Genomic DNA, 24,229 nt, shown 5'->3' with positions numbered 1-24,229 from the left:
GAGGTGACGGACAGGTACGGGGCATGAGCCACCCCCGAGCGCCCGACCCGCGCCTCCGCTTCGCCGAGCTCTACCGAGCGCTCTACGGCGACCTCGTCCGCTTCGTGCAACGGCGCATCGACCCGGTCCACGCCGAGGACGTCGTCGCCGAGGTCTTCCTCGTCGTGTGGCGGCGGATCGCCGACCTGCCCGACGACGACGACGCCGCCCGAGCGTGGGTCCACGGCGTCGCGCGCGGTCACCTGCTCAACCAGCGACGCGGGGACCGCCGCCGCGAGGCGCTCGCGGTCCGGCTCGCCGACGTGGCGATCGACGCTCCGGGCGACGACAGCACTGCCGACTCGGCCGCCCGGCGCGTCGACCTGGCCCGTGCCTGGGAGCGGCTGTCCGCCGCCCACCAGGAGGCGATCGCGCTGACCGCGCTGGACGGGCTGCGTGCCCCGCAGGCGGCGGTCGTGCTCGGGATCTCGCCGGTCGCCTACCGGCTACGACTCAGCCGGGCACGCCGGGTCCTCCGTCTCCACCTCGATCACCTCCCGCGCCCGGTGCCACCGGTCGCGGCCGTCGAAAGGAGCTCGTCATGACCGACGAGTTGCTCACCCTGGTCCGTTCCCTCGACCCGGCCGACCCGGCGGACGTCGTGCCGTCGGCGTCGGGCGCGCGCGCCCGGGCCGACCTGGCCCGGATCCTCGCCTCCGAGCCCGTCGTTGCAGGTCCCCGGCGCCGTCCCGCGCGCAGGCTGGTCGCCGGTGTCGCCGCGGTCGCGACCGCGGGCGCTGCTGCCGTCCTGGTGCCCTCCGCGCTCGGCGGGGACGCTGCCTTCGCGAGCTGGCAGCCGTCGCCCCGGAAGGTCGTCGGCGCAGCGCGCGCCGAGGCGGCCGGAGCCTGTCGCGACCGGCTCCGCGACGTCGACCCCGGGGCGACGCTCGATCGGACGACGCCCGCGGTCGCCGAGCAGCGCGGTGACTGGACCCTGGTCCTGCTCAGCGGGGCACCCGGCTACTCCGCGCTGTGCATCACCGACGACAGCCGACGCCTCTTCGACGACATGATCGGCTCGGTCGGGACCGCCGACGCCCCGCATCCCGGCCCGCGCGGTCTCACGGCGACCGACCTCGGGTCGGGGACCATGGACGCGGGCACCCTCTCGCTCGTGGCCGGCCTCGCCGGCTCGGACGTCGTCGCCGTCGCGTACCCGAGTGCTCGACACGGCCGGGTCGAGGCGAGCCTGGGCGAGGGGCGCTTCGCCCTCTGGTTCCCCGGGGACGAGCTGGCTGGCGGCGGGCCGGTCAGGCTCGAGGTCACCTACGCCGACGGTTCGCGCGGACGTGTCGACGTGGAGCTGTGAGGAGGTGCGCAGCCGGGTGGGCGAGGGTTCTCTCCGGATCACCCTCGCCCACCCGGCCGGGACTGGCGCCCCCGGCAGGAGTCGAACCCGCAACCAGCCGGGTAGAAGCCGGCGGCTCTATCCAATTGAGCTACGGAGGCCTGGCGTCAGGGTATCGCCCTGCCGTGGCCTTTCCTCTCCACCGGTTGCGAAATACCCCTGGGGGGTATTAGGTTCTTGGTGACGTCACTCGAGGAGGAGGTCCCGATGAACCCCCGCAATGCCATCGCCGCCAGCGCCACGCTGCACTGCCTGACCGGGTGCGCGATCGGCGAGATCGCCGGTCTGATGATCGGCACGGCGGTGGGCCTGTCGAACGTGCAGACCATGGCGCTCGCGATCGGCCTGGCGTTCGTGTTCGGCTACGCGCTCTCGTCGCTGCCGCTGGTCGGTGCCGGGATGAGCCCGGGCAGGGCGCTCAGGCTGGTGCTGGCTGCCGACACCATCTCGATCATCGTGATGGAGGTCATGGACAACGCGGTGATGGCGGCGATCCCCGGCGCCATGGACGCCGGCCTGGTCGACCCGGTGTTCTGGCTCGGGATGACGATCGCCCTCTCGGCGGCCTTCCTCGCCGCGTTCCCCGTCAACCGGTACCTCATCGACAAGGGCAAGGGCCACGCCCTGCACCACGGCGCCCACGGCGGGCACGGTGACCCGGGTGACCCCGGCGGGCACGAGCACCACGACCACCACGCGCACGGATCGGAGCACCACGCATGAACGTCACCACCCTCGCGGCCGGCGTGATCGGCTTCCTGCTCGGCGGCCTGGTCGTCTCGACCGCTGCCGAGCTGGAGAAGGACGACGGCGGGCCGGCCCACGGGGTGGACCGACCCGCCGTCGTGCAGGTGCGCTGAGGGCCGGAGCCGTCGGAGCGGTCGGGGCTCAGTGCCCGGCGATCGCCGAGGCCACGGCGTGGTGCACCTCGGGGTGGAACACCGACGGCATGATGAACGACGCGTTCAGCTCCTCGTCGCGCACGACGTGCGCGATCGCCGCCGCGGCGCGCAGCATCATCTCCATGGTCACCTCCGACGCGCGGGCGTCGAGGAGGCCGCGGAACACGCCCGGGAACGCGAGCACGTTGTTGATCTGGTTGGGGAAGTCGGAGCGACCGGAGGCCACGACCGCCGCGAACCGGGCGGCGGCGGCCGGGTCGACCTCGGGGTCGGGGTTCGCGAGGGCGAAGACGACCGGGTCGGTGGCCATGGTCTGGATCCACTCGGGCCTGAGGATGCCGGGAGCGCTCACGCCGATGAACACGTCGGCGCCGACCAGGACGTCCTGCAGCCCACCGCTGCGACGGTCGCGGTTGGTCAGCGACGCCAGCTCCTGGTGTGCCTCGGAGAGCCCCTCGTCGCCGGCGACGAGGGCGCCGTGCCGGTCCACGACCACGACGTCCTGCACGCCGGCGGCGAGCAGCAGCTTGACGATGGCGGTGCCGGCCGCGCCGCCCCCGGAGACGACGACGCGCGCCGTGCCGACGTCCTTCTTCACCACGCGCAGTGCGTTGGTGAGCGCGGCGAGCACCACGATGGCGGTGCCGTGCTGGTCGTCGTGGAAGACCGGGATGTCGAGGCGCTCGCGCAGCCGGGCCTCGATCTCGAAGCAGCGCGGCGCCGCGATGTCCTCGAGGTTGATGCCGCCGAAGCCGGGCGCGATCAGCTCGACCGCGCGCACGATCTCGTCGGTGTCCTGGGTGTCCAGGCAGATCGGCCAGGCGTCGATCTCGCCGAACCGCTTGAACAGCGCCGCCTTGCCCTCCATCACCGGCAGCGCGGCGCCGGGTCCGATGTTGCCGAGGCCGAGCACGGCGGAGCCGTCGGTGACGACCGCGACCGCGTTGCCCTTGATGGTCAGGCGTCGTACGTCGTCGGGGTTCTCGTGGATCGCCATCGACACCCGGCCCACGCCGGGCGTGTAGGCCAGCGACATGTCGTCACGGGTGCGCAGCGGCACCTTGGAGGTGACCTCGATCTTGCCGCCGAGGTGGATCAGGAAGGTCCGGTCGGAGACCTTGTGGACCTCGACGCCCTCGACCGCGGCCACCGCGGCCTGCAGCTCGGCGGCGTGCTCGGCGTCGGCGGCCGAGCAGGTGACGTCGACGGTGAGACGGTGCGCGCTCGAGTCGGCGACGTCGATGGCGGTCACCATCCCGCCCGCGTCGGCGATCGCAGTGGCGACCTCGCCCACGACACCGTGGTCGACGGTGGTGTGCAGGCGCATCGTGATGGAGTACGACGAGGCAGTGGCGGTCTTGGAGGGCACGGCCCCATCCTCGTCCCGCCCCGGGGTTACTCGGAAGTCGCAGGCAACCCCGGGGGCGTGGGACGGGCTACTTGGTGTGCGTGTGGGCGACGTACACGTCGCACGAGGCGTGCGCCGCGACGTCGCGCGCGATGCTGCCGAGCACCCGGCCGGCGATGCCCTGGACCCTCTTGTTGCCGACCACGATCAGGTCCGCCCCCAGGGCCTCGGCGGTCGCGACCAGCGCCTCACCCGGCTTGCCCTCGGCGGCGCCGCTGGTGATCTCGACGTCCGGGTACGCCGCGCGCAGGGTGGTCGTGACCTTGGCGGCGACGTCCTCGGCATCCTTCTCGGAGCTGAGGTACATCGTGTCGCTGCCGATCTTCACCGTCTCCTGCTCGAACTTCCCGTAGGCGGACACCACGTGCAGTCGCGCACCCAGGGCGCCGGCGAGCACGGCCGCTCGCTCGGCCGCCGCCGTCGCGGTCTCGCTGCCGTCCACCCCGGTCACGATCGTCTTGTCCGCCATCGCTCTCTCCTGTTCGCGTCTTGTGGGGACAGCAACCTAGCGTGACGGGAGTCACATCACCCGCGCAGGGTGGCCATCCACTCCTCGATCGCGTCGGGGGTGCGGGGCAGGGCCGCCGAGAGGTTCTCGACGCCGTCGGCCGTGACCACGACGTCGTCCTCGATCCGGATGCCGATCCCGCGCAGCTCCTCGGGCACGAGCAGGTCGTCGGCCTGGAAGTACAGACCCGGCTCGACGGTCAGCACCATGCCCTCGACCAGCTCCGCCTCGCGGTACGCCTCGGGCGCGGCGTGGCCGCAGTCGTGGACGTCCATGCCGAGCATGTGACTGACGCCGTGCAGCGTCCAGCGTGCGTAGACCCGCGAGTCGGGGGAGAGCGCCTCGTCGACCGACACCGGCAGCAGGCCGAGGTCGTCGAGCCCGTGCGCGAGCACCACCATGGCGGCGTCGTGGCCCGCGAGGAACCGCTCGCCGGGACGCAGCGCCGCCAGCGCGGCCTCCTGCGAGCGCAGCACCAGCGAGTAGAGGTCGCGCTGCAGCGGCGAGAAGGTGCCGTCGACCGGGAGGGTTCGCGTGACGTCGGCGGTGTAGAGGTTCGCGCCCTCGACGCCCATGTCGAGCAGGATCAGCTCGCCGGGTACGACGGCGCCGGAGTTCTCGATCCAGTGCAGGGTCGTGGCGTGCGAGCCGTTGGCGACGATCGAGTCGTAGCCCAGGTCGTTGCCCATCGTGCGCGCGCGACGGAAGAAGGTGCCCTCGAGCCAGCGCTCGCCGTGCTCGATGACGCGGTCCCACTCGCGCACGCAGTCCTCGAAGCCCAGGGCGGTCGCGTCGACCGCTGCCCGGAGCTCGGCGACCTCCCAGGCGTCCTTGACCAGGCGCATCTCGGAGGCGACCCGCGCCAGCTCGGCGTCGCGGCCCTCGTCGCCGGCGACCAGTCCGTCCACCCGGGCCGAGATCCCGCGGTGGACGCGGGTCTTCGTCCCGGTCGCGAGGTCGGCCTCGAGCTGGTCGATGTGCTTGACCGTCAGCCCGAGCGCGGCCTCGAGCTCGCCGGCCGAGGGGCGCTTGCCCGCCCACAGGGCGCCGTACTGCCGGTCGCGGAAGAACTCGTCGCTGTCACGGCCCGAGCGCGGCCGGGCGTAGAGCACCGACGAGCCGTCCGGCTCGACGACCAGCACGGCGTCGGAGGTGTGGTTGCCCGAGTAGTAGGAGTGGGCGGTGTCGGGGCGGAACCGGTAGTCGGTGTCGTGGGCCCGCACCTTGTAGCCGCCGCCGGGCAGCACCAGGCGCTCGCCGGGGAAGGCCTCGGCCAGCCGGGAGCGGCGCGCGGCGGCCAGGTCGGCGACCGGATGGCGGGCGACGTCGTCCTCGCGGTCGTCCCAGCCCGTCCGCATGAAGGCGGCGTAGGCCTCGGGGACGGCGGGGTCGTGCTGCTCGGTCTTCGGGGCGTTCTGGGGGGTGTCGTTGGGGGTGTCCGCACTCACACGCCCAATGTACGCTCGCTCACCTCACCGGCGATCGGGGGCGCAGGGACCGCTCCGGATAGGGTTCCCCCATGCCCGCAGTCCGCCGCAACAGCCTTGCCTTCACGGTCGTCGTGACCGTGGCCGTGACGCTCGGCGCACTGCTCACGCTCCTCGTCCTCGCCCTGTCCGGTGCACCGGGGATCACGCTGCTCGCCACCGCGCTCGCGGCGCTGCCGGTCGGGCCGGTGCTGGCGGCGTACCTCTGGCTGGACCGCTACGAGCCCGAGCCGCGCGCGCTGCTCGTCGCCGGGCTCGGCTGGGGTGCCTTCGTGGCGACCATGGCGGCGATCGTCGTCCAGGGCCTCGGGGGACTGTTCGTCGGCTTCACCGACACCTCCTCGCTCGCGATCGTCGCGCCGGTGACCGAGGAGGCCAGCAAGGGACTGTTCCTCGTGCTGCTGCTGTGGTGGCGCCGGGCGGAGGTCGACGGGATCCTCGACGGCATCGTCTACGCCGGCATGGTCGGTGTCGGCTTCGCCTTCACCGAGAACATCCTCTACCTCGCCTCGGCCTGGAACGGCACCGACGGCATGGGCCCCGGCGGCATCGAGGCGGTCACCGGCACCTTCGTGGTGCGCTGCATCTTCAGCCCGTTCGCCCACCCGCTCTTCACGGCGTTCACCGGCGTCGGCATCGGCCTCGCCGTGTCGTCGCGCCGCCCGGCCGTGCGCTGGCTGGCCCCGATCGGCGGCTACCTGCTCGCCGTGCTCGCCCACGCGACCTGGAACGGCTCGACCGTCTTCGGCTTCGGCAGCTTCGCGATCGTGTACGTCGTCATCATGGCCCCGGCGTTCATCGGCATGATCGGACTCGCGTGGTGGGCCCGCGAGACCGAGGCGCACCTGCTGCGCGTCGCGCTCGGCGACGCCGCCCAGCGTGGCCTGCTGCCGGCCACCGACATCGGCTGGGTCGTCGACCTGCGGGCCCGCCGCGAGGCCCGCCGGTTCGCCCGCCGGGCGGGCGGACCCGACGCCGAGCGGGCGATGCGCGACTACCAGCAGGCGGCCATCGAGCTCGGCTTCCTGCACCACCGGCTGCTGCGCGGCACCGCGCCGGCCGACTGGCAGGCGCGCGGACAGGACTTCCTCGGTCGGATCCAGGCGGCCCGGCCGCGGATCGCATTTCCCGGACAGGTGGTACCCCAGCGATGACCCTCGGCGCCGATCTCAACGAGACCTTCCTCGGGAGCAGGATGCTCACCGAGGTGGTCCGGCTGCACGGATCCCTCCTCAGCGCACCCTTGCCCCTCGACCTGCCCGGCGTCGACGCGCTGCGCGTGGGCCGCGAGCACATCATCGAGCAGCTCGAGGACTACATCATCCCGCGCCTCACCGAGATCGACGCGCCGCTGCTCGTCGTCGTCGGCGGCTCGACCGGTGCCGGCAAGTCCACCCTCGTCAACACCCTCGTCGGGGACCGGGTCACCGTTCCCGGCCTGCTGCGGCCCACCACCCGCTCGCCCGTCCTGGTCCACCACCCCGAGGACGGCCGCTGGTTCGGCGCCGACCGGCTGCTGCCCGAGCTGGCCCGGGTCAGCCAGCCGACCAACGACCAGTTCGCGATCCAGCTGGTGCCCAGCCCCGCCGTCCCCCGCGGCCTGGCGATCCTCGACGCCCCCGACGTCGACTCGGTCGACGAGCGCAACCGCGAGCTCGCCTCCCAGCTGCTCGCCGCCGCCGACCTGTGGCTCTTCGTCACCTCCGCGGCCCGCTACTCCGACCAGGTCCCGTGGGACCACCTCAAGAACGCCGTCGAGCGCAACACCGCCGTCGCCCTCGTCCTGAGCCGCACCTCGGCCGACGACGTCGCGACCGTCTCGGTCCACCTCGCCCGGATGATGGCCGCCCGCGGCCTCAAGGACAGCCCGCTGTTCGCCGTACCGCAGGGCGAGGTGAGCGAGGAGGGCCTGCTGCCGGCGTCGTACGGCACCGAGATCAACGGCTGGCTCGCGGCGCTGGCCTCGGACGCCGCCGCCAAGCGTGAGGTCGTCAACCAGACCGTCGCCGGCGCGGTGCGCACGGTGACCCGCAAGGCGTTCCCGATCGCCGACGCCGTCGCGCTCCAGGTCGAGGCGGTGGGCGAGCTGCTGACCCTCGCCGACAAGGTGTACGACGACGCCCAGGCCGCGCTGCTCTCCGCGGCCGGCGACGGCACCCTGCTGCGCGGCGACCTGCTCGCCCGCTGGCAGGAGTTCGTCGGCAGCGGCGAGCTGACCCGCACCCTCGAGGCCAAGGTCGGCTTCGTGCGCGAGCGGCTGGTCAACGCCATCAAGGGCAAGCCGCAGCAGGCCGAGCGGGTCGGGGTCGCGATCGAGATGGGCCTCGAGGCCCTCGTCGCCGACCACGCCGAGCGGGCCGCCGCGACCGCGGCCGCAGCCTGGCGCGAGCGGTCCTACGGCGAGGCGCTGCTGAGGTCGACGACCGACGACCTCGCCCGGGCAGGGCGCGGGCTGCGCTCGCAGGCCGAGCAGGAGATCCGGGCCTGGCACGACGAGCTCCAGGAGCTGGTCAAGCACGAGGCCGGCGACGCGCGGCACAGCGCCCGCTTCCTCGCCCTCGGCGCCCGCGGCCTCGCGGTGACCCTCGGCGTCGTCGCCCTGGCCGGCCCCGACGCCCACGGTGCCGCCGGCGAGTCGGTCCGGCTCGGCCGGACCCTGCTGGACAGCACGATCGGTGAGGCCGGTGCGGCCCGCGTGGTCGACCAGGCCCGCGGCAGGCTGGCGCGTCGGCTCACGACGCTGATGGGCGCCGAGCGTGCCCGCTACCTCGCGCCGGCCGCGCAGTGGGAGCTCAAGCCCGACGCGCCGGACCAGCTGCGCCAGGCGGCGCGACGAGTGGACGACCTGCGGTTCGCCGCGGCCAAGAAGGGGACGGGTGGACACCTGTGACGGCACCGCAGACTGAAGGCACCGACGACCTGGTCCCCGGCGACCTCGCGACCCGGGGCACGCCGATCGCGGCCCGCGTCGACGGTCTCGGGGCTGCGGTCGAGGCCGCGCGCGGCCGGGTGGACGACGTGCTGCTCGACGACGTCGCCGCCGCCGTCGCCAAGTCGACCAGCCGGCTGCGCCTCTCGGCCCGCCACACGGTCGTCGCCATCGCGGGTGCCACCGGCTCGGGCAAGTCGTCGACCTACAACGCGCTGACCGGCCTCGAGCTGTCCTCGGTCGGCATCCGCCGCCCGACGACCTCGTGGGCCACCGCCGTCGTGTGGGGCAGCCAGGGTGCGGGCGAGCTGCTCGACTGGCTCGGGATCCCGCCGCGCCACCAGACGATGCGTGACTCGATGCTCGACACCCCCTCGGAGTCCGAGCTCGACGGTGTGGTGCTCCTCGACCTGCCCGACCACGACTCCACCGAGGTCGCCCACCACCTCGAGGTCGACCGGCTGATCGCCGTCGCCGACCTGATGGTGTGGATCCTCGACCCGCAGAAGTACGCCGACGCGGCCGTGCACGACCGCTACTTCAAGCCGATGGGCACGCACCAGGACGTCATGCTGGTCGCGCTCAACCACATCGACACGGTGCCGGTCGAGCGCCGCCAGGCGATGGTCGACGACGTCAAGCGGCTGCTCGCCGAGGACGGCCTGCCCGACGTCCAGGTGCTGCCGATCTCGGCTCGCGAGGGCATCGGCATGGCCGAGCTGCGCGCCGAGATCCTGCGCCGGGTCCACGACAAGCGCAGCACCACCCTGCGCGTCGAGGCCGACATCGCGGCCGCCGCCGCTCGCCTCGAGCAGGCCGGTGGCGCGACGCCTGCCCGGGAGCTCCCCGCCCGCCGGGTCGAGGAGGTCGAGGACCGGGTCGCCGACGCCGCGGGCGTCTCCGCGGTCGTCGAGGGCATCGAGCGCACGGTGGGGGAGCGGGCACGGGGCGCGGCCACCTGGCCACCGCTCGCCCTGCTCCGCCGCGGCGACGACGAGGTCCCGCGCGGTGAGCCCGCCGTCGCGCCGCTCGACCGGGCGGCCGTCGACACCACGATCCGTGCCCTGGCCGACGAGGCCTCCGAGGGCGTCGGTCCGGCCTGGTCGCCTCGTCTGCGCGACGCGATCGGCTCCCGGCTGGCCGCGACCGGCGACAAGCTCGAGAAGGGCCTGCAGGCCGTCGACCTCGGCGGCCGGCTCCCCGTGTGGGTGACCCTCGTCCGGCTGCTCCACTGGCTGCTGCTGCTCGCCGCTGTCGGCGGCCTCGTCTGGTGGGGCGTCGCCGCCGTCCAGGGCAGCACCGGTGACCTCGGCAAGGTCGCGGGGCTCCCGCTCCCGGCAGCGCTGGGACTCGGCGGTCTGGTCCTCGGCCTGCTGCTCTCGGTGATCGGGCGGGCGCTGGTCCGCGGGCTGGCCCGGCAGCGTGCCGACCAGGCCGACGAGGCGCTGCGGGGCGTCGTGCACCAGGTCCTCGACAGCGACGTGGTCCAGCCGCTGCGCTCCGAGCTGGCGTCCTACACCGCCTTCCGCCGGGGGGTGGAGGCCGCCCGCGGGTGAGGCCGCCGCGTCCCGGAACCCGGTCGCTGCAGCAACACGGGTCCCACGACAGGCCGTCTGGACCCCACAGGTGTTGCTTCCGGCGGCGCTCTCCACAGCGTCGCGGCGCTCCGGTGCCGCTCGTCGTACCCCTGGCGTGGACTGGTCGTCGACCGGCCGCTCCCGCGGTCGGCACCGACGAAGGAGATCCGATGAACCAGACGATGGTCACCGTGCAGGGCTGGATCGGCACCGCGCCGATGCTGCGGGAGGTCGCCGGCGTGCCGGTCCTCAACTTCCGGCTGGGCTGCACGCCGCGCCACTTCAACCGCGCCACGGGCAGCTGGGTCGACAGCGAGACCCAGTGGTACGGCGTGAGCGCCTGGCGTCGTCTCGCCAGCAACGCGGAGCCGTCGCTGCGCCAGGGTGACCCCGTGGTCGTGCACGGTCGGCTCGACCACCGGACCTACGTCAACAAGCACGGGATCGAGGTCGTCGCCCTCGAGATCGACGCCGTCACCATCGGTCACGACCTCACCCGGGGCACCGCGAGCTTCGTCAAGGTGGCGGCCTCCGGCCCGGGCGGTGACCCCGAGCGCGACGGCGAGGTCGCCGCTGCGTAGATTTGGGCCGTGGCTGAATACGTCCTCTCCCTTCGCAACGTTCGCAAGGCCCACGGCGACAAGGTGGTCCTCGACAACGTCACGCTGTCGTTCCTGCACGGCGCGAAGATCGGCGTCGTCGGCCCCAACGGCATGGGCAAGTCCTCCCTGCTCAAGCTGATGGCCGGACTCGACGTGCCCAACAACGGCGACATCGTCCGCGACCCCGACGCGACGGTCGGCATGCTCCAGCAGGAGCCGCCGCTGACCGAGGGCAAGACCGTGCTCGAGAACGTCGAGGAGGCGGTCGCCGACACCAAGGCGAAGATGAAGCGCCTCGAGGACGCCTACATGGAGATGGGCGACCCCGACGCCGACCAGGACGCGCTCATGGCCGAGACCGGCGAGCTGCAGACCGAGCTCGACAACATGAACGCCTGGGACCTCGACAGCCGCCTCGAGCAGGCGATGGACGCGCTGCGCTGCCCGCCGTCCGACGCGCTGGTCGACAACCTGTCCGGTGGTGAGCGCCGCCGGGTCGCGCTGTGCAAGCTGCTGCTCCAGCAGCCCGACCTGCTGCTCCTCGACGAGCCCACCAACCACCTCGACGCCGAGTCGGTCCAGTGGCTCGAGGGTCACCTCAAGTCCTACCCGGGCGCCGTCCTGGCCGTCACCCACGACCGCTACTTCCTCGACAACGTCGCCCAGTGGATCGCCGAGGTCGACCGTGGCTCGATCCACGGCTACGAGGGCAACTACTCGACGTACCTCGAGACCAAGAAGGAGCGCCTCAAGGTCGAGGGCGCCAAGGACGCCAAGCGCGCCAAGATGCTCGAGAAGGAGCTGGAGTGGGTCCGCTCCAACGCCAAGGCGCGGCAGACCAAGTCCAAGTCGCGTCTGGCCCGCTACGAGGAGCTGGCCGCCGAGGCCGACAAGGCCCGCAAGATCGACGCCGCCGACATCAACATCCCGCCGGGTCCGCGTCTCGGTGACGTCGTCCTCGAGGCCGAGCACCTCACCAAGGGCTTCGAGGACCGGATCTTGTGGAACGACATCTCCTTCACGCTGCCGCGCGCCGGCATCGTGGGCGTCGTCGGGCCCAACGGCGTCGGCAAGACCACGCTGTTCCGGATGATCACCGGGGGCGAGGAGCCGGACTCCGGCAAGCTCACCGTCGGCCAGACCGTGAAGATCTCCTACGTCGACCAGAGCCGTGGCGGCATCGACCCCAACAAGAACGTGTGGGAGGTCGTCTCCGACGGCCTGGACTTCATCAAGGTCGCCAACTTCGAGATGAACAGCCGCGCCTACGTCGCCTCGTTCGGCTTCAAGGGCCCCGACCAGCAGAAGAAGGCCGGCGTGCTCTCCGGTGGTGAGCGCAACCGCCTCAACCTGGCGCTCACCCTCAAGCAGGGCGGCAACATGCTGCTCCTCGACGAGCCCACCAACGACCTCGACGTCGAGACCCTGTCCTCGCTCGAGGACGCGCTGCTCGACTTCCCGGGCTGTGCCGTGGTGACCTCCCACGACCGCTGGTTCCTCGACCGGATCGCGACCCACATCCTCGCCTGGGAGGGCACGGAGGAGAACGAGGGCGCGTGGTTCTGGTTCGAGGGCAACTTCGCGTCCTACGAGGAGAACAAGATCGAGCGCCTCGGTCTCGAGGCGGCCCGCCCGCACCGTGTCACGCACCGCCGCCTGACCCGCGACTGATCGATGGGCAGGGGCGGCCGATGGCCGCCCCTGCTAGGTTGACCCCGATGGCGATGGGGCTCGCCGACAACCGCAGCACTGCTGCTGACAGTCCCTACCTCTCCGACCGTGCCCTGCCCGGGGCCCGACGAAGGTAGGTCACCCGTGACGCACCACCACGAGCCCGTCGATCCCGATGTCGACCTCGGCTCCGCCGACCAGCGCGTCGAGCTGTCCGCCCACCACGCGACGCTCGCGGCGATCGCCCTGGGCGGTGTGATCGGCGCGGCCGCGCGCCACGGGCTCGAGCTGGCCTGGCCGACACCGGCCGGCGGCTTCCCCTGGGCGACCTTCGTGACCAACGCGGTCGGCTCGCTGCTCCTGGGAGCGCTGATGGTCGTGGTGCAGGAGACCCGCGCAGCCCACCCGCTGCTGCGCCCGTTCGCGGGGGTGGGGGTGCTCGGCGGGTTCACCACGTTCTCGACGTACGCCGTGCAGGTCCGGGACCTGCTGGCCGGCGCCGATCCTCATCCGGGGCTGGCGCTGGCCTACCTGCTCGGCAGCACCGCCACGGCGCTCGTGGCGGTCGTGGCCGGCCTGGGGCTGGCCCGGCTGGCGGTGCGCTCGACGGCCGACGAGGAGGCGCGCTCGTGACGGCCTGGCTGTTGGTGTGCGTGGGCGCGGCCCTCGGGGCACCGGCGCGGTACCTGCTCGACCGGTTCGTCCAGTCGCGCCACACGGCGCTGATCCCGTGGGGGACGTTGACGATCAACCTGTCCGGTGCCTTCCTGCTCGGCGGCCTGTACGGCAGCGCGGCCGACGCCGACCTCCTGCTCCTGCTCGGCACCGGCTTCTGCGGCGCGTTCACGACGTTCAGCACCTTCGCCTTCGAGACCGTGCGGCTGGTCGAGGACCGGGCCGCCGGGGCCGCGTTCGGGAACCTGGCGATCACGCTCCTCGGTGGCGTCGGGGCGGCCTTCGCCGGCTTCGCGCTGACCGCCTCGTGGTGAGGCTGCGCCGGGTCAGTGCCGGAGCTCGCGCTCCGGGTGCGCGCAGATGAGCTGGTCGCAGACGGCGTTCATGACCCGCCCCAGCGCCTGGAGGTCCTCGGGGTCGACGAGGTCGACCAGCGAGCGTCGGACGGTCTCGACGTGGTCGGGCGCCGCCGTGCGGAGCATGTCGAGGCCGCTGTCGGTGAGCCGGCAGTCGACGCCGCGGCCGTCCTCGGGGGACTCCTCGCGCACGACCAGGCCGGCGTTCTCCATCCGCTTGACGGTGTGGGTCACCCGGCTGCGGCTGTGGGCGAGGGCGGCGGCGAGCTGGGCCATCCGCAGCGTGCCTCCGGCCTCCGAGAGGCGGACCAGGATCTCGTACTCGACCGCGGACAACCCGTGCTCGCGCCGCAGGTCCTCGTCGAGGCGGTCGAGGAGCAGGGTGGTGCCGAGCAGGAACGAGCGCCAGGTCCGTTGCTGGTCCTGGTCCAGCCAGCGCGGCTCGTGGCCGGCCGACGCTGGCGTCGCGTCCTGGTCCGTCACCGTGTCGCTCACCGCGTCAGTCTAGGTCCCGCCGCATCAGCACCCGAGGGTGTCCACTCAGCACCGAGGTGGTGTCGGCGGCGTGGCGGAAGCCGGCGGCCTCGAAGTTGGCGCGCAGCCCGGCGTACGCCATCGTCAGGTCGACCTTCGCGCCGCCGTTGTCGAGCGGGTACGCCTCGACCGCGGGCGCACCCTGCTCACGCGCGAAGGCGACCGCGCCCTCGATGAGGTCGTGGGAGATGCCACGGCCGCGGTGGCCGGGCCGCACCCGGATGCACCACAGCGACCACACCGGCAGGTCGTCGACGTGGGGGATCTTGCGGTTGCGGGCGAAGGTCGTTGCGGAGCGGGGTGCGATCGCGGCCCAGCCGACGGGGGTGTCGCCGTCGTAGGCGAGCACGCCCAGCGGCCCCTCCTCGAGCAGCCGGGCGACGTACTCGCCGCGTTCGTGCCCACGCATCGCGTTGTTGAGCGTCGACGGGATCCGGTAGCTCAGGCACCAGCACACGCTGGCGTCGGGGCGCTTGGGCCCGATCAGTGCCTTGACGTCCTCGAAGACGGCCGCGGGCCGCACGTCGATGCTCATGCGACCTGACCCTACGGCTGCCCACCGACGCCGACCCGGCTCGAGCTGGCTCGCAAATGACGCCGACCCGGCAGAAAATGGCCGCAGGAGGGTCACTTTCTGCCGGGTCGGCGCGGATCCCGGGCTACTTCGTGCCGGGTCGGTGGATCAGCTGAGGCGCTCGAGGATCATCGCCATGCCCTGGCCGCCACCGACGCACATGGTGATCAGGCCGGTGGACTTGTCGTGCCACTGCAGCGAGTTGATCAGCGTGTTCTGCAGGCGGGCGCCGGTCATGCCGAAGGGGTGGCCGACCGCGATGGCGCCACCGTTGACGTTGAGCTTCTCGATCGGGATGCCCAGGTCCTCGGCGGACGGCAGCACCTGCGCGGCGAAGGCCTCGTTGATCTCGGCGAGGTCGATGTCGTCGATGGTCATGTTGGCGTTGCGCAGGGCGTTGCGGGTCGCCTCCACCGGGCCCAGGCCCATGATCTCGGGGGAGAGGCCGGAGACGCCGGTCGACACGATCCGGGCGAGCGGCGTCAGGCCGAGCTCGGCGGCCTTGGTGTCGGACATGATCACGACCGCGGCAGCGCCGTCGTTGAGCGCGCAGCAGTTGCCCGCCGTGACCACGCCGTCGGGGCGGAAGACCGGCTTGAGCTCGGAGAGGGCCTCGTAGGTGACGCCGGCGCGGGGGCCGTCGTCCGCGCTGACGACGGTGCCGTCTGCGAGGGTCACCGGGGTGATCTCGCGCTCCCAGAAGCCGTCGGCGATGGCCTTCTCGGCGAGGTTCTGCGAGCGGACGCCGAAGTGGTCGAGGTCCTCGCGCTTGAGGCCGCGGATGCTCGCGACGTTCTCGGCGGTCTGGCCCATCGCGATGTAGATGTCGGGCAGCAGGCCGTCCTCGCGCGGGTCGTGCCACACCTGGCCGCCCTCGGCGTACTTCTCGGTGCGCTGCTGGGCGTCGGCGAAGAGCGGGTTCTTGGTGTTCGGGATGTGGTCGGAGGTGCCGAACTGGAAGCGCGAGACCGTCTCGACGCCGGCGGAGATGAACACGTCGCCCTCGCCGGCCTTGATCGCGTGGAAGGCCATCCGCGAGGTCTGCACCGACGAGGAGCAGTAGCGGGTGATGGTGGCGCCGGGGATCTCGGTGCCCATGAGCGTGGTGACGATCCGGGCCATGTTGTTGCCCGCCTCGCCGCCGGGCAGGCCGACACCGAGGTAGAAGTCGTCGACGTCCTTCGGGTCGAGGGCGGGGATCTTGTCGAGCGCGGCCTGCGCGATGAACGCGGTCAGGTCGTCGGGGCGGAAGTCCTTGAGCGAGCCCTTGTTGGCACGCCCGATCGGCGTACGAGCAGCGGAAACGATCACGGCCTCGGGCATGGAGACTCCTCGGTGCAGGTGAGAGGCAGAACGCGCACAGCGTAGTGGCCAGCAACTGCAACCTGTTCCGGTCGTGGCGGACGCCACAACGCCGTCCCTGCATGCGGAGCCCCGCCCCACGCGGCCGCCGGGTCTGGAAGCATGACGGAGGTGCGGCACCGCTACGACTGCCCCCTTCGCTGGGGTGACATCGACCAGCTGAACCACGTCAACAACGTGAAGTACGTCGACTACCTCCAGGAGGCGCGCGGCGCGCTGCTGCACGCCTGCCGGGCCGCTGCCGGCGTCGAGCACCACCACAACGACGCCTACGTCGTACGACGACACGAGGTCACCTTCCGCGCCCCGCTGCGGTTCCGGTTCCAGGCGGTGTCGATCGAGTCGTGGGTCAGCGAGATCCGCACGGCGAGCTTCACCCTCGACCACGAGATCTTCGAGGAGCAGCCCGACGGCACCCGCACGCTCTACCTGCGTGCCCGCACCGTGCTCGCACCGTTCGTGCTCGCGACCGGTCAGCCGCGGCGCCTCGACGAGCAGGAACGCAACGCGCTGGCGCCGTACGCCGAGCTCGGCGAGGTCCGCTCACGCCCCGTGCTCGTCGACGTGCCCCGCGACCGGGCCGCACACCACGCCGTGCAGGTCCGCTTCTCCGACCTCGACATCTACCGACACGTGAACAACGTGAAGTACTTCGAGTTCTTCCAGGAGGCGCGGATCGCCTCCCTCGGCCGGCTGCGGCAGGGCCTGAAGGAGTTCCCGCGGATCGCCAGCGTGATCGCGCAGGCCGATGTGGAGTACGTCGCCCCGATCGTGCTGCGACCCCAGCCCTACGACTGCTGGTCGGTCGTCTCCCACGTCGGCACCAAGTCGATGGTGCTCGAGTCGGAGATCACCGACGGCACCGGCGGGTCGGGGGAGGGCGCGGTGCTGGCGCGCTCGAAGGTCGTGCTGGTCTTCTTCGACACCGAGACCCAGCGCTCGCTCACCCCGGTCGACGGCTTCCGCGAGGCGATGATCGACGTGCTCGGCGACATGGTCACGGCCTGAGCGTCCCGGTCACCAGCCCGGCGGCAGCCGGGTGAAGTCCGGCTCGCGCCCCTCGGCGAAGGCGGCCAGTGCCTCGAGGTTGGCCGGGCCGCCCATGAGCTCGGCGAAGGCGGCGTTCTCACGGTCCCGGGCCGCGCGGATCGCGTCGCGGTGCGGCTCGGTCATGGTCCGCTTCACGGCGACCAGCGACGAGATCGGCTTGGCGGCGAGCGCCTCGGCGTGCCGGCGGGCGGTGGTGAGCAGGTCCTCGGGCGCGCACACCTGCTTGACCAGGCCCATCTCGCGGGCCTCGGACGCGCTGATCCACTCCGAGGACAGCAGGGCCCAGGCGGCGTTCTGGCGGCCGACCAGCGCCGGGAAGAGGTACGACGACGCCGCCTCCGGCGCGACGCCGAGCGAGGTGAACGGGCACTTGAGCCGGGCCCCGTCGGCCATGAAGCCCAGGTCCGCGAACCCGAGGATCGTCGCGCCGATGCCGAGGCCGAGCCCGTTGACCGCGACCACGAGCGGCTTCGGGAAGTCGACCAGTGCGTCGATGAGGCCGATGAACCCGTGCCTGCCGCGCGGGAAGTCGGGGTCGGTGGCGATCTTGTGCATCTCGAGCAGGTCGGTGCCGGCGCTGAACGCGCGCCCGGACCCGGTCAGCAGCACCACCGCGACGTCGGGGTCCTGCGCTGCGGCGAGGAGCGCGTCGGCCGTGGCGTCGTACAGCTCCTCGTTGAAGGCGTTGAGCGCCTCCGGGCGGTCCAGGGTGAGGGTGCGGACCCGGCGGTCGTCGGCCACGAGCAGCGTCATGCGACCAGAATAGAACCTGTTCTACTCAGACGACAGGTGGGCGCGCAGCCGCTTGAGGCCGCGGTGCCGGGCCACCCGCACGGCCACGGCCGTCATGCCGAGCGCGGCGGCCGTCGAGCCCACGTCGAGGTCGAGGACCTCGGTGCACGCGATGACGTCGCGCTCGCGGGGCGGCAGGCCTGCCAGCGCCTGGCGTACCCACTCGTCGGCGAGGATGCCGGTCTCGGGGCCGGCGACGCTCTGCTCGGCGTCGGCGGCCAGGGTGTCGAAGCCCTTGGCCCGGGTCGCCGTACGACGCCCGGCGTTGGCCCTGTGCTTGCGGGCGATGCCGAACAGCCAGCCGCCGAAGTCCGAGCCGCTGCCGTGGAAGTCGGCGATCCGCTCGGCCGCGACCAGCCAGGTCGCGGCGGCGATGTCGTCGGGCGCCTCGCCGCCGGGGGAGGAGCGGGCCTCGAGCCACAGCAGCAGCCGACCGGCGTGGTCGCGATAGAGCTCGCGCCACGCTGCGGCGTCACCGCTCTTCGCGGCAGTGACGAGCTCGTCGTCGGCCCGCACCGGACGTGTCCCCACCCCTGTTGTTCTGGCGTGGCCCGGACCTTGCCCCGGACCACGCGTCCCATTGTCCCGGCTGCGAGCCAGAAGCGGGACATTTCCTCGCGGTCAGTGCGTCGGTCGGTCCCGGTCGTCCTGCCGGTCGTCGTGCCGGTCGCCGTCGGTCACGCCGTCCGGGGCGTTCACGAGGTTGCCGAGGACGTCGTCGAGCGGGCCCCGGGGCGCGTCGCCCACCCCCGGCTCCCGCTCGTGGCCCTTGGCCTTCCCCTGGGCCTTGTCCTTGTGGTGCCCCTTGGCCTTGGCCTTGCCCTTGGACGCCTTGTGCTTGCCCTTCTCGTGGCCGTTGGCCCGGCCGCCGCCTCCCTGGTCGCCGCGGCCCTTCCCCTCGTCGGCCTCGCCCGGATCGACGGCGCGCTCGGACGAGGGGGACGTGGAGCCGCCCGGCAGCCCCGGGGACAGGGGGCTGCCGGGCGTGGTGGTTACGTCGGAGTGTGGGGTTCCGACGTCTCCGGGACTCGGCGTGCCGGACGGTCCGATCCGGGTGGGGCTGTCGGCGGGGGTGTGTGGGACACCTCCGACGGTGGGAACGCCCGCTGCCCAGGTGGCGGCCGCGATGACGGCTACGGAGCCGGTCGCGAGCACCAGGCGGAATCCGGCCGACCGAGTCGATCGGGGGAGGGCTGCCTGCGACGTCGCACTCAGGTGGGCGAGCATGCCGAGGAACGCCGGGTCGGGCTCGAGCGTCGGGACGTCGACGCGGAGCCGCTCGGTGGCGCGTTCGGGGGTCATGGCCTGCTCTGCTCGTGGGGGACGAAGCGGGACTGCTCTCAACGGGAACATGTCGCCGCCCCGTCCCGGTGTTACATCGGCCTCGAAAAGAATCTCAACCCGGTGTGTTCACCATGAACGTCGCCGCGTGGGTGACGTACTCCCAGAACCGCGCGTCCTGCTCGGGCGTGAGGCCCACGCTGTCCAGCCCCGCCCGGAAGTGGCCGAGCCAGCGGTCGCGCGCCTCGACGTCGACCGCGAACGGCGCGTGCCGCATCCGCAGTCGCGGGTGGCCGCGGTTCTCCGAGTACGTCGTCGGGCCGCCCCAGTACTGGACGAGGAACAGCAGGAAGCGCTCCTCGGCCGGCCCGAGGTCCGCCTCGGGGTACATCGGGCGCAGCACCTCGTCGGCGGCCACGCCCTCGTAGAAGGTCGCGACGATCCGGCGGAAGGTCTCGAAGCCGCCGATCTCGTCGTAGAAGCTCGTCTCGTCGCTCCCCGTGGTCACGTCGCCCATCATCCCTCGTCGGCGGTGCTGCCGCTGCGGGCGGCCCCGTCCCTCTGCTTCTCCTGCTGGGCGTCGCGGTCGCGGTCCTCGCGGTGCCAGACCACGCGCTGGGCGAAGGGGACCTTGATGCCCTCGTGGTCGAAGCGCGCCTTGATCCGCTGGCGCAGCGCCCGCGCCACGCCCCACTGCTCGAGGGGTGCGGTCTTGACCATCACCCGGATCGTGACCGAGTCGGGCTCCATCAGCTCGACGCCGGTCACCTCGGGCTCCTCGATCACGACGTGGCTGTACTCGTCGTCCTCCCACAGGTCGTGGGCGACCTCGCGCAGGATCCGCTGCACGCGGGCCAGGTCCTCGTCGTACCCGACCCGCACGTCGACCACGGCACGCGACCAGTTCTGGCTCTTGTTGCCGACCCGCACGATCTCGCCGTTGGGGACGTACCAGACCGTGCCCTCGATGTCGCGCAGCCTGGTCATCCGCAGGGTCACCGCCTCGACCGTGCCGCTGGCATCGCCCACGTCGACGACGTCGCCGACGCCGTACTGGTCCTCGATGAAGATGAAGATGCCGGCGAGGAAGTCCTTGACCAGCGACTGGGCGCCGAAGCCCAGCGCGATGCCGATGATGCCGGCGCTGGCGATGATGGGCGCGATGTCGACGCCGACCTCGCTGAGCACCATCGTGCCGACGATGGCCACCACGACGAACGTGATGATGCTCTTCAGGACGCCGGCCATCGTCGCCGCCCGCTGCTTGCGCCGGGCGGTCACGGCGCTCTCGACCCGCTCGGGCAGCACGCCCCGCTCGGCCCGCCGTGCGATCCGGTCGACCACCCGGTGGAGCAGCCAGCGGGCCACGATGCCGAGCAGGACCAGGCCGATGATCGCGAGCGGCTTGCCGATGATGACGTCGGACCACTCCGCGAGACGGCGGTTCCCGGTGACGTCCCAGGTCAGGTCGCAGACCGTCTCGCCGTCGGCGCACGGACTGGTCGGGGCAGCGATCGACAGAGGGAGGACTGGCATCCGCCCAGTGTCCCAAAGCGGCCTGAGACCGCGTGCCGACACCACTGGGGCACGCGGGAGCGGGAGCCGATAGCATGCCGCTCGTGACCAGCACTGCCGTACGCCGCCTGCTCGCCGTGTGCTCCCTCGTCGGGGTGAGCGCCCTGCTCGTCGTCGCCGGAGCGGGCTCCGCATCGGCCGACACCCCGGAGCCGCGCGTCGGCAACGGCGCGTCCAGCTGGCAGGCCAAGCCCGACATCGACGTGCTCCACGCCTGGCTCTACCTCGGCGGCGTCCCGCTGCTGGTCTTCGTGGTCATCACCCTGCTCTTCGTCGCCCCGGCCCTGGCCCGCGGCGAGGACCTCAGCCTCGACGCGCTCGAGCCGGAGAACCAGTGGCTCGGCGGGCCGCGGAAGGCGGCCGGTGAGCTCGCCGCTCCCGACTCCGACGACTCCAAGGCCGGCGGCGCCGGCGGCAGCTGGTAGTCCGCGGCCATGAGCACCACCGCCCTGACGGCGTCCCAGCGGGCCGCCCTCGACGTCACGATCCGCAACGCCGAGCAGCTGTGCCGCGCCGAGATCTCGGTCTTCGTCGGCGCTGCGAGCGGCCAGCCCCGCGACTTCGCCACCAGCCTGCACAACACCCTCGTGCTGCCCTCGCGCAGCATCCTGATCATGGTCGACCCCGACCGCCGTGTCGTCGAGGTCGTCACCGGCGGCCACGCCCGCGAGCGCTTCACCGACGAGGAGTCGGCGCAGGTGGTCGCCGCGATGACCGAGCGCTTCGCCGCGGGCGACCTGGCCGGTGGCCTGACCCGCGGCATCGAGCTGCTGGGCGAGCTCGCCAAGGACTGACCCGCTGAGCTCGTCGAGTAGCCCGAGGCGCTAGCCGAGGGCGTATCGAGACGCTGATGAGACGTCTCGATACGCCGCTCGCTGCTACTCGACGAGCTTGTCGGCGTCGCAGGCCTGCGCGGCGATCGCCCGGGCGACATCGGCACGGCCCTCGCGCACGTAGCGGATGGCGCCGGGGTTGACCGCGTCGGCGTTGGCGGCCAGCCAGGCGTCGACGGCGTCCAGCGTGGCCTGCGTGGCGATCAGGCGCGGGAAGATGTGCTCCAGCGCGACCGAGGCCTTGTGGCTGCCGAGGCGGTCCCAGGCGCCGGCGACCTCGGCGAGGTAGCGCTCGACGTACGGCGCGAGCACGGCCTCCTGGCCGGCCTGCCAGAACGCGAGCACGACGCTGCGCTGGGTCTCGTTGGGGACCGACGGGTCGAGCAGCGCCTGGGTCCAGGCCCGCTCCTTGGCCTCGGCGGTGCCCTGGGCGGCGCGGGCGGCGGCGGACTTCTCCTGGCCGGAGATGGTGTTGTCCTGCGCCAGCTCGGTGTCGATGCGGGCGTCGTCTGCCCGGCCGACGCGGGCCAGTGCGGTGAGCAGCGCCCAACGCAGGTCCTGGTCGACGGCGAGGCCCTCGAAGGTCAGCGAGCCGTCGAGGATCGCCTCGACCTCGGCGATCGCGCCCTCGCTGCTGGCCGCCGCGGCGTACCCGCGCGCGAAGGTCAGCTGGTGGTCGGTGCCGGGCTCGGCCGCGGCGAGCAGGCCGCGCAGGCCCTGCTCCCACCGCGCCGCGAGCTCGGGACGACGCGCCGGGTCGCTGTAGAGGGCGACCGCCTGGGCGGCGTAGACGGGGATCCGGCTCACGCCCCAGGCGTCGGTCTCCTGGCCGATGTTGCCGAGGACGAGCTCGACGAAGTCGGTGGCCGACAGCTCGGCGTCGCGGGTCATGTCCCAGGCGGCGCTCCAGACCAGCGCGCGGGCCAGCGAGTCGTCGAGGTCGGACAGGCGGGCGATCGCGGTGGCCTGCGAGCGCTCGTCGAGGCGGATCTTGGCGAACGCCAGGTCCTGGTCGTTGAGCAGCAACAGCTCGGGCTGCGCCTTGCCGACCAGGTCGGCCAGCTCGGTGCGCGCACCGACTACGTCGACCTCGACGTAGTCGGTGCGGACCAGGCGGCCCTCCTGCGAGCTGTTGTAGAAGCCGATGCCGACCCGGTGCCGGCGCAGCGTCGGGTGGTCGGCCGGCGCGGCCTGGTCGATCGCGAAGGACGCGTAGGTGCCGTCGGCGGCGAGCTCGAAGCTGGGGGAGAGGGTGTTGGTGCCGGCGGTCTGCAGCCACTCCTGGGCCCAGCCGGTCAGCTCGCGCCCGGACGCCTTCTCGAGCGCCGTCAGCAGGTCAGAGAACTCCGTGTTGCCGAACGCGTGGTCGTGGAAGTACTGCTTGAGCCCGGCCAGGAACGGGTCGAGGCCGACCCAGGCGACGAGCTGCTTGAGCACCGCCGCGCCCTTGGCGTAGGTGATCATGTCGAAGTTGACCTCGACCGCGTGCAGGTCGACGTTGTCGGCCGCGATCGGGTGCGTCGAGGGCAGCGAGTCGGCGCGGTAGCCGGTCTGCTTGCGGGCGTTGGTGAAGCCGGTCCAGGCGTCGTCGTACGACGTGGCGAGGGCCTCGGCGTGGTAGCAGGCCCACTCGGCGAACGACTCGTTGAGCCACAGGTCGTCCCACCACTTCATGGTCACGAGGTCGCCGAACCACATGTGGGCCATCTCGTGCAGGATGACCGAGGCGCGGAACTCGTAGAACGAGCGCGGCTGGCGCGAGCGGGGGAGGTACTCGTCGCGCAGGGTCACGCAACCGGCGTTCTCCATCGCGCCCATGTTGTACTCCGGCACGTAGAGCTGGTCGTACTTGCCGAACGGGTACGGGTAGCCGAAGGCCTCCTCGAAGAACGCGAAGCCCTGCTTGGTCAGGGTGACGATCTCCTCGCGGTCGCGCTCGAGGTACTCCTTGAGCGACTGGCGGCAGTAGTGGCCGAGCGGGATGGTGCCGTGGGCGCCCTCGTAGACGTCCTGCACCTCGTGGTAGTCACCGGCGACGACCGCGGTGATGTAGGTCGACATCGGCTTGGTCGCGGGGAAGTTCCAGACCGCGACACCGTCGGAGACCGGGGTGGGCTCGGGGGTCGCGGCGTTCGAGACGACCTTCCAGTGCGCGGGAGCGGTCACGTTGAACGTGAACGGCGCCTTGAGGTCGGGCTGCTCGAAGGTCGTGTAGACGCGGCGGGCGTCGGGGACCTCGAACTGCGAGTAGAGGTAGACCTTGCCGTCGGCCGGGTCCACGAAGTGGTGGAGACCCTCGCCGGTGTGCGAGTAGGTGCACTCGGCCTTGACGACGAGCACGTTCTCGGCCTGCAGGTCGGGCAGCGCGATCCGGCTGTCGACGTACGCCGTGGCGGGGTCGAGCGGAGCGCCGTTGAGGGTGATCTCGTGGATCGTCGCGTCGACCAGGTCGGCGAAGGTGGCCGATCCGGGCTGGCGGCAGGAGAAGGTCAGCGTGGTGGTGGACCCGAAGGTCTCCACGCCCTCCTGCGTCGCTGCGGAGAGGTCGAGGTCGATCACGTAGGACGTCACGTCGACGAGGGCGGCGCGGGTAGCCGCCTCGTCGCGGGTGAGGTTGGTGCCGGGCATGGCAGTCATCCTTGCATCCGGACGAAGTTGTCCGACAATCGCAGCGAGGGGGGCGAACTACAACGCTGTAATTCACTTTCGTCAACGCGACACGCCGG

The 24,229-nt window shown here is 72.2% G+C and carries 26 protein-coding genes, 1 tRNA gene and 1 riboswitch; of the genes, 14 read left to right on the top strand and 13 right to left on the bottom strand.

Translation table 11 applies throughout. The features are described from left to right. Positions 1-23 precede the first annotated feature (23 nt). On the top strand, positions 24-584 hold the full coding sequence (locus BJ958_RS12105) for an RNA polymerase sigma factor (RefSeq protein WP_179727058.1): 561 nt from the start codon (positions 24-26) through the stop codon (positions 582-584). Continuing rightward, complete coding sequence (locus tag BJ958_RS12100) at positions 581-1,348, top strand: hypothetical protein (RefSeq protein WP_179727057.1); 768 nt, start codon at positions 581-583, stop codon at positions 1,346-1,348. The genes BJ958_RS12105 and BJ958_RS12100 overlap by 4 nt, the downstream gene beginning before the upstream one ends. Positions 1,349-1,411: 63 nt before the next feature. On the opposite strand, the gene BJ958_RS12095 is transcribed toward BJ958_RS12100, so the two are convergent. Continuing rightward, a tRNA-Arg gene (locus BJ958_RS12095) sits at positions 1,412-1,488 on the bottom strand. A gap of 106 nt (positions 1,489-1,594) precedes the next feature. Between BJ958_RS12095 and BJ958_RS12090 the strand changes: the two genes are divergently transcribed. Both BJ958_RS12090 and BJ958_RS12085 read left to right on the top strand, forming a co-directional pair. Beyond that, positions 1,595-2,110 (top strand): DUF4396 domain-containing protein, encoded by a 516-nt coding sequence (locus BJ958_RS12090; protein ID WP_179727056.1) that lies wholly within the window; start codon positions 1,595-1,597, stop codon positions 2,108-2,110. Continuing rightward, entirely contained in the window at positions 2,107-2,247 is a 141-nt protein-coding gene (locus tag BJ958_RS12085; protein ID WP_179727055.1) for a hypothetical protein, read from the top strand. Before BJ958_RS12090 ends, BJ958_RS12085 begins: the two co-directional genes overlap by 4 nt. Positions 2,248-2,275: 28 nt before the next feature. On the opposite strand, the gene BJ958_RS12080 is transcribed toward BJ958_RS12085, so the two are convergent. From BJ958_RS12080 to BJ958_RS12070, 3 genes are all read right to left on the bottom strand, one after another. After that, positions 2,276-3,616, bottom strand: coding sequence for an NAD-dependent malic enzyme (locus BJ958_RS12080; protein ID WP_179730140.1), 1,341 nt, complete (start codon positions 3,614-3,616; stop codon positions 2,276-2,278). A gap of 109 nt (positions 3,617-3,725) precedes the next feature. After that, complete coding sequence (locus BJ958_RS12075; protein ID WP_179727054.1) at positions 3,726-4,166, bottom strand: universal stress protein; 441 nt, start codon at positions 4,164-4,166, stop codon at positions 3,726-3,728. Positions 4,167-4,222: 56 nt separating this feature from the next. After that, entirely contained in the window at positions 4,223-5,653 is a 1,431-nt protein-coding gene (locus tag BJ958_RS12070; RefSeq protein WP_343052657.1) for an aminopeptidase P family protein, read from the bottom strand. Between the two features lie 71 nt (positions 5,654-5,724). On the opposite strand from BJ958_RS12070, the gene BJ958_RS12065 reads away from it, so the two are divergent. From BJ958_RS12065 to crcB, 7 genes are all read left to right on the top strand, one after another. Further along, a complete protein-coding gene (locus tag BJ958_RS12065) occupies positions 5,725-6,846 on the top strand; it encodes a PrsW family intramembrane metalloprotease (protein WP_179727053.1) in 1,122 nt (373 codons plus the stop codon). Further along, positions 6,843-8,582, top strand: coding sequence for a GTPase family protein (locus tag BJ958_RS12060; protein ID WP_179727052.1), 1,740 nt, complete (start codon positions 6,843-6,845; stop codon positions 8,580-8,582). The genes BJ958_RS12065 and BJ958_RS12060 overlap by 4 nt, the downstream gene beginning before the upstream one ends. Then, entirely contained in the window at positions 8,579-10,177 is a 1,599-nt protein-coding gene (locus BJ958_RS12055; protein WP_343052656.1) for a GTPase, read from the top strand. The genes BJ958_RS12060 and BJ958_RS12055 overlap by 4 nt, the downstream gene beginning before the upstream one ends. A gap of 191 nt (positions 10,178-10,368) precedes the next feature. Further along, positions 10,369-10,779 (top strand): single-stranded DNA-binding protein, encoded by a 411-nt coding sequence (locus tag BJ958_RS12050; protein WP_179727051.1) that lies wholly within the window; start codon positions 10,369-10,371, stop codon positions 10,777-10,779. Positions 10,780-10,788: 9 nt separating this feature from the next. Then, complete coding sequence (gene ettA, locus BJ958_RS12045; protein WP_179727050.1) at positions 10,789-12,471, top strand: energy-dependent translational throttle protein EttA; 1,683 nt, start codon at positions 10,789-10,791, stop codon at positions 12,469-12,471. 40 nt (positions 12,472-12,511) lie between these two features. Further along, a riboswitch (Fluoride riboswitch) is annotated at positions 12,512-12,575 on the top strand. 40 nt (positions 12,576-12,615) lie between these two features. Next, complete coding sequence (locus BJ958_RS12040; RefSeq protein WP_179727049.1) at positions 12,616-13,104, top strand: CrcB family protein; 489 nt, start codon at positions 12,616-12,618, stop codon at positions 13,102-13,104. Continuing rightward, a complete protein-coding gene (gene crcB / locus BJ958_RS12035; protein ID WP_179727048.1) occupies positions 13,101-13,460 on the top strand; it encodes a fluoride efflux transporter CrcB in 360 nt (119 codons plus the stop codon). Before BJ958_RS12040 ends, crcB begins: the two co-directional genes overlap by 4 nt. Positions 13,461-13,472: 12 nt before the next feature. On the opposite strand, the gene BJ958_RS12030 is transcribed toward crcB, so the two are convergent. The 3 genes from BJ958_RS12030 to BJ958_RS12020 all read right to left on the bottom strand — a co-directional run bounded on the left by BJ958_RS12030 (position 13,473) and on the right by BJ958_RS12020 (position 15,933). Beyond that, positions 13,473-13,997, bottom strand: a complete 525-nt coding sequence (locus BJ958_RS12030) for a MarR family transcriptional regulator (protein WP_273520629.1) — start codon at positions 13,995-13,997, stop codon at positions 13,473-13,475. Positions 13,998-14,001: 4 nt separating this feature from the next. Beyond that, positions 14,002-14,571, bottom strand: a complete 570-nt coding sequence (locus BJ958_RS12025; RefSeq protein ID WP_179727047.1) for a GNAT family N-acetyltransferase — start codon at positions 14,569-14,571, stop codon at positions 14,002-14,004. 147 nt (positions 14,572-14,718) lie between these two features. Continuing rightward, positions 14,719-15,933, bottom strand: coding sequence for an acetyl-CoA C-acetyltransferase (locus BJ958_RS12020; protein ID WP_179727046.1), 1,215 nt, complete (start codon positions 15,931-15,933; stop codon positions 14,719-14,721). Between the two features lie 141 nt (positions 15,934-16,074). On the opposite strand from BJ958_RS12020, the gene BJ958_RS12015 reads away from it, so the two are divergent. Further along, positions 16,075-16,980 carry an acyl-CoA thioesterase gene (locus tag BJ958_RS12015; protein ID WP_218865720.1) on the top strand — a complete coding sequence of 302 codons (906 nt, stop codon included), beginning with the start codon at positions 16,075-16,077 and terminating at the stop codon, positions 16,978-16,980. A 9-nt stretch (positions 16,981-16,989) separates the two neighbouring features. Here BJ958_RS12015 and BJ958_RS12010 read toward each other — a convergent pair whose 3' ends face one another. From BJ958_RS12010 to BJ958_RS11990, 5 genes are all read right to left on the bottom strand, one after another. After that, positions 16,990-17,775 (bottom strand): enoyl-CoA hydratase/isomerase family protein, encoded by a 786-nt coding sequence (locus tag BJ958_RS12010; protein WP_179727045.1) that lies wholly within the window; start codon positions 17,773-17,775, stop codon positions 16,990-16,992. Positions 17,776-17,796: 21 nt separating this feature from the next. After that, complete coding sequence (locus tag BJ958_RS12005) at positions 17,797-18,345, bottom strand: sigma-70 family RNA polymerase sigma factor (protein WP_179727044.1); 549 nt, start codon at positions 18,343-18,345, stop codon at positions 17,797-17,799. A gap of 90 nt (positions 18,346-18,435) precedes the next feature. Beyond that, positions 18,436-19,116, bottom strand: coding sequence for a hypothetical protein (locus BJ958_RS12000; RefSeq protein WP_179727043.1), 681 nt, complete (start codon positions 19,114-19,116; stop codon positions 18,436-18,438). Between the two features lie 94 nt (positions 19,117-19,210). After that, positions 19,211-19,603: a globin gene (locus tag BJ958_RS11995; RefSeq protein ID WP_343052655.1), complete on the bottom strand. Its 393-nt coding sequence runs from the start codon at positions 19,601-19,603 to the stop codon at positions 19,211-19,213. Positions 19,604-19,611: 8 nt separating this feature from the next. Continuing rightward, complete coding sequence (locus BJ958_RS11990; RefSeq protein ID WP_179727041.1) at positions 19,612-20,631, bottom strand: mechanosensitive ion channel family protein; 1,020 nt, start codon at positions 20,629-20,631, stop codon at positions 19,612-19,614. Between the two features lie 83 nt (positions 20,632-20,714). Here BJ958_RS11990 and BJ958_RS11985 point away from each other — a divergent pair, with 83 nt between their 5' ends. Together BJ958_RS11985 and BJ958_RS11980 are read left to right on the top strand one after the other, a co-directional pair. Next, positions 20,715-21,095, top strand: coding sequence for a hypothetical protein (locus tag BJ958_RS11985; RefSeq protein ID WP_179727040.1), 381 nt, complete (start codon positions 20,715-20,717; stop codon positions 21,093-21,095). 9 nt (positions 21,096-21,104) lie between these two features. Next, positions 21,105-21,464, top strand: a complete 360-nt coding sequence (locus BJ958_RS11980) for a TPM domain-containing protein (protein ID WP_179727039.1) — start codon at positions 21,105-21,107, stop codon at positions 21,462-21,464. An 84-nt stretch (positions 21,465-21,548) separates the two neighbouring features. Here BJ958_RS11980 and pepN read toward each other — a convergent pair whose 3' ends face one another. Then, positions 21,549-24,131 (bottom strand): aminopeptidase N, encoded by a 2,583-nt coding sequence (gene pepN / locus BJ958_RS11975; protein WP_179727038.1) that lies wholly within the window; start codon positions 24,129-24,131, stop codon positions 21,549-21,551. Between the last annotated feature and the right edge of the window lie 98 nt (positions 24,132-24,229).

Origin of the sequence: Nocardioides kongjuensis, from assembly GCF_013409625.1 — a bacterium.
Classification (GTDB): Bacteria; Actinomycetota; Actinomycetes; order Propionibacteriales; family Nocardioidaceae; genus Nocardioides; species Nocardioides kongjuensis.
This window is presented reverse-complemented; position numbering and strand designations above follow the sequence as displayed.